This is a genomic window from Bacillus sp. 22475, from assembly GCF_052044835.1.
In the GTDB taxonomy this organism is placed as follows: Bacteria; Bacillota; Bacilli; order Bacillales; family Bacillaceae_G; genus Bacillus_A; species Bacillus_A cereus.
The window spans coordinates 1-3,941 of record NZ_JBQENW010000074.1; the positions used below are offsets into that span (position 1 = coordinate 1).

The window sequence follows — 3,941 nt, forward strand, 5'->3', positions numbered from 1 at the left end:
AAGTGCTTCGACTGACCCTTCAGCTAAAGGTTGTTTTAATTGTTTATTTGAATCTTTTTTCATGGATGGACGCCCCTTTTTCTTAGATTGAAGGGCATCAATTCCTTGTGTTTCGAGCTGTTTTTTCCAAACAGAAATCGTTGAAGGGGCAGGAATATTAAAGATAGCTGCTGTCTCAAATAAGGACATACCGTTTTCAATCATAAAGTTTAGTATGTCTAGTTTAAATTGTTGTGTGTAATTTGTACATCGTTTTAGAAAAGCTTCCAGACCATTCTGTTTATATTGGTTTACCCAATTCAAAATGATTGTGTCACTTATACCGAGCGATCTACCCATTTCTCGATAACTTTCATTTCCGTTCAAATAACGTAGAACGATTTGTATTTTTTCATCAGCTGTAAATTTAGCCATAGAAAAACTGCACCTCCAATTGTTAGACTGTGTCTAACAATTGGGGTGCAGTTCAAAACTCGCTCTTTTTTGTTATGTACAATAATTCATTACTATTCTAATTCAATTGAAACATTTTTTTGTGGTACAAATGTAGAAATTGCATGTTTATAAATAAGCTGTTGCTTACCTTCTGTTTCCAGCAGGACTGTAAAATTATCAAATCCTTTAATTAGTCCACGAAGCTGGAAACCATTTAATAAGTACAGCGTAACAAACGTATTTTCTTTACGGAGTTGATTTAAAAACTGATCTTGAATATTGATTGATTGCTTCATGTCGAATCCTCCTCTTTTTCTCTACTTACTATTATTCGACTTTACTTGTAACTTTCCTTCTATGTATCGTAAAATTTCTGACGTTTTTTCACCGTTTGTAACATCAAACCACGTGACATCCATTTTATTACGGAACCACGTTAATTGACGCTTTGCATAACGACGCGAATTCGTCTTTAATTGTGATACCGCATCTTCTAAAGAGACTCGATTCTCAAAATAATCATAGATTTCTTTATATCCAATCGCTTGAATAGATTGACAATCTCGTATCCCTCTATTATACAGCCCTTCTACTTCCTCTAATAGGCCTTGTTCCATTATCAAATCCACTCGTAAGTTAATGCGATCGTATAGCATTTCTCGATCCATTGTCAAGCCAATTAATGAAACATCATAGAGTAACTCTTTTTCTTGTTTCTCAATTTGTTCACTCATTTTTTCACCCGACGTGTGGAAAATTTCTAACGCCCGAATGACACGTCGTACATTATTTGCATGAATACGTTCCGCACTTTCTGGATCTACTTCTTGCAATTTTTTATGTACATATTCCACACCGCGTTCTAAAGCTAACGTTTCCATTTGCTCTCGGTATATCACATCACCAGCATCATCTGTAAACTGATAATCGAATAAAACAGATTGTATATAAAGACCGGTCCCACCAACTATAATTGGTAATTTACCACGTTCTGTAATTTCTCGAATATGCTTGCGAACACGTTCTTGAAATTCCGCGACAGAAAATGAATCTTCCGGATTTTTTATATCGATCATATAATGTGGAATTCCGTCCATCTCTGCTTTTGTTACCTTTGCAGTTCCAATATCCATCGTTCGATAGATCTGCATGGAATCACCACTAATAATTTCACCGTTCAACGCTTTGGCAAGATCGATACTTAACTTCGTCTTTCCAACAGCAGTTGGTCCAATGATGACAGCAACTTTTTCACGTTGCACTTCTCCCATATCATTCAACTCTCTTTATGTAATATACTCCATCTATTGATTATACCCAATCTTACCAATTTTAACGGCATGATTGCAAGTTCTTTCATTTCGGTACATGAAATTATGCAGAAAAAAGAACATAGTTTGTCCAATTCTGCATATACATGATAAAAATAGTTTCGAGAGGATGAGTTAACTATGAAACAATCCACCATCAATTTTTCATCTTTGACAAAAGACCTCATTTTAGCTACTTCTATAAAAGAACAAAATTGTTCACAAGAGGAATTATACTTCGCCCTAAATTGTTTACTACGGGCTTTTCATTCTACCCTCCATGAAACAACATTACATCCAGAAAATAAAAATACAGAATATATACAAACGCAATTTTGCAGTGCATATAAAATTATTACAGGTAAAACTATTTATCCATTTCAATAATCCATAAAAAGCGGCTGCTTACATAATTTCAAGCAACCGCTTTTTATATTAATATCGATAACCTATTGTATAACTTTCACTTTTACAGATTTGCGCCCCCAGCTATTAGCACTACCATCTGAACCGACTAATACATCAATACGATTTCCTTTAATCGCACCACCAGTGTCTCCAGCAATCGCTTCTCCATATCCTTCTACCCATACTTTTGATCCCAGCGGAATTACTTTCGGATCAACAGCAATTACTTTCATATTTGGATTTGCTGTTAAATCATGCCCCATTGCAGTTAATACACGACCACCATACGAACCATTCTCACTCGGATCTGCTGTATATGCCGTCGCTTCTACTGTAATTTCACGACCACCAGTAGGCGCACTTGTTTCAGTAGATTTTGCAACTGGTTTTTCAGCCGGTTTTTCTTTTACCACAGGTTTACTTGATTCTACATTCTTAATAGAATCGTTACTCTTAACAGACTCTTTATTCTTAACTACTGTATTATTTTTAACCGGCGTATTTGTTCTAGCTGGCGCTTCTTCTTGAGCTACAACCTCTTTCTTTTCGATTACAGGTGCTGTTCCTGTTAAAAATGGCACGTGAACATATCCAACTTTTCCATTGTAGTCGAATTGTAACCATTCATTTTGAACTTGATTCGTCGTTTCAATCACATCATTTTTATTAAGTTTACCTAAAATTTCAGAATCAGTATTCGCTCCAGCACGAACATTTAATACGCCCGCCGTTACATAATATGTGCTCTTTGTAAAATCGGCACTTACAAACGCTTCCTTACCGTTCAACTTAATTTTTGTCCATCCATTTTCTGTATTTATAACATCTAGTGTATTCCCACTTAACACTTTACCTACAAGCTTTGACTCTACATTTGGGTTTTCTCTAACATTTAATACGTCTGTTGTTACAATTGTTTCTGCTTTAGCAGAACCCGCAAAAATCCCAAGACCAAAAACTGCTGCTGTTGCTATACCTAATAATTTTTTCATGAATAGCCTCCATTTGCTTTGTTTTCGTATTTTCATTATAGCAACAGATTTTTAGAATTTTTAGAAATCACACAATTACAAAGCATTCGTAATATACGATTAACGAGTTGTAACATAAATTTCCATATTAATAAAATGTATTTCTAATACAATCTCCAGTGGTTTTCATATATTTTTCATATACGAGCACAAGAACTTTTTTCCAGAAAAAATTACAGTGTTACTTTTTTGTTACAAAAAATTCACAATTCGTTACATCTTTTACCAAAAAACATCAATATTCAATTGTTAACCTATTTTTTTGTAATAAAAAGAGAGCAGCTACTATGAACTGCACCCCAATTGTTAGACACAGTCTAACAATTGGAGGTGCAGTTTTTCTATGGCTAAATTTACAGCTGATGAAAAAATACAAATCGTTCTACGTTATTTGAACGGAAATGAAAGTTATCGAGAAATGGGTAGATCGCTCGGTATAAGTGACACAATCATTTTGAATTGGGTAAACCAATATAAACAGAATGGTCTGGAAGCTTTTCTAAAACGATGTACAAATTACACACAACAATTTAAACTAGACATACTAAACTTTATGATTGAAAACGGTATGTCCTTATTTGAGACAGCAGCTATCTTTAATATTCCTGCCCCTTCAACGATTTCTGTTTGGAAAAAACAGCTCGAAACACAAGGAATTGATGCCCTTCAATCTAAGAAAAAGGGGCGTCCATCCATGAAAAAAGATTCAAATAAACAATTAAAACAACCTTTAGCTGAAGGGTCAGTCGAAGCACTT

Annotated in this window: 6 protein-coding genes; 2 read left to right on the forward strand and 4 right to left on the reverse strand. The window is 34.7% G+C overall.

Features of this window, described 5'->3' with window-relative positions:
• The 3 genes from ACTJJY_RS31735 to miaA form a co-directional block, all read right to left on the reverse strand.
• The coding region (locus ACTJJY_RS31735; protein ID WP_440605686.1) for a transposase at positions 1-414 on the reverse strand (414 nt) is incomplete at its 3' end.
• A gap of 92 nt (positions 415-506) precedes the next feature.
• The gene (gene hfq, locus ACTJJY_RS31740; protein ID WP_000813896.1) at positions 507-731 is read right to left on the reverse strand and encodes an RNA chaperone Hfq; all 225 of its coding nucleotides are present in this window, start codon (positions 729-731) and stop codon (positions 507-509) included.
• A gap of 21 nt (positions 732-752) precedes the next feature.
• Complete coding sequence (gene miaA, locus ACTJJY_RS31745; protein ID WP_440607425.1) at positions 753-1,706, reverse strand: tRNA (adenosine(37)-N6)-dimethylallyltransferase MiaA; 954 nt, start codon at positions 1,704-1,706, stop codon at positions 753-755.
• Between the two features lie 180 nt (positions 1,707-1,886).
• On the opposite strand from miaA, the gene ACTJJY_RS31750 reads away from it, so the two are divergent.
• Positions 1,887-2,132: a hypothetical protein gene (locus tag ACTJJY_RS31750; protein WP_000814426.1), complete on the forward strand. Its 246-nt coding sequence runs from the start codon at positions 1,887-1,889 to the stop codon at positions 2,130-2,132.
• A 62-nt stretch (positions 2,133-2,194) separates the two neighbouring features.
• Here the strand turns inward: ACTJJY_RS31750 and entD are convergent, their stop codons facing one another.
• Positions 2,195-3,145, reverse strand: coding sequence for a cell wall-binding protein EntD (entD, locus tag ACTJJY_RS31755; RefSeq protein WP_440607426.1), 951 nt, complete (start codon positions 3,143-3,145; stop codon positions 2,195-2,197).
• Positions 3,146-3,527: 382 nt separating this feature from the next.
• Between entD and ACTJJY_RS31760 the strand changes: the two genes are divergently transcribed.
• A partial coding sequence (locus tag ACTJJY_RS31760; protein WP_440605686.1) for a transposase occupies positions 3,528-3,941 on the forward strand: 414 nt, incomplete at its 3' end.

What these genes read in the sequence shown, in the direction of transcription:
- hfq (WP_000813896.1), bottom strand. Translation starts at nt 731, where the DNA reads ATGAAGCAATCAATCAATATTCAAGATCAGTTTTTAAATCAACTCCGT.
- miaA (WP_440607425.1), bottom strand. Translation starts at nt 1,706, where the DNA reads ATGGGAGAAGTGCAACGTGAAAAAGTTGCTGTCATCATTGGACCAACT.
- entD (WP_440607426.1), bottom strand. Translation starts at nt 3,145, where the DNA reads ATGAAAAAATTATTAGGTATAGCAACAGCAGCAGTTTTTGGTCTTGGG.
- ACTJJY_RS31750 (WP_000814426.1), top strand. Translation starts at nt 1,887, where the DNA reads ATGAAACAATCCACCATCAATTTTTCATCTTTGACAAAAGACCTCATT.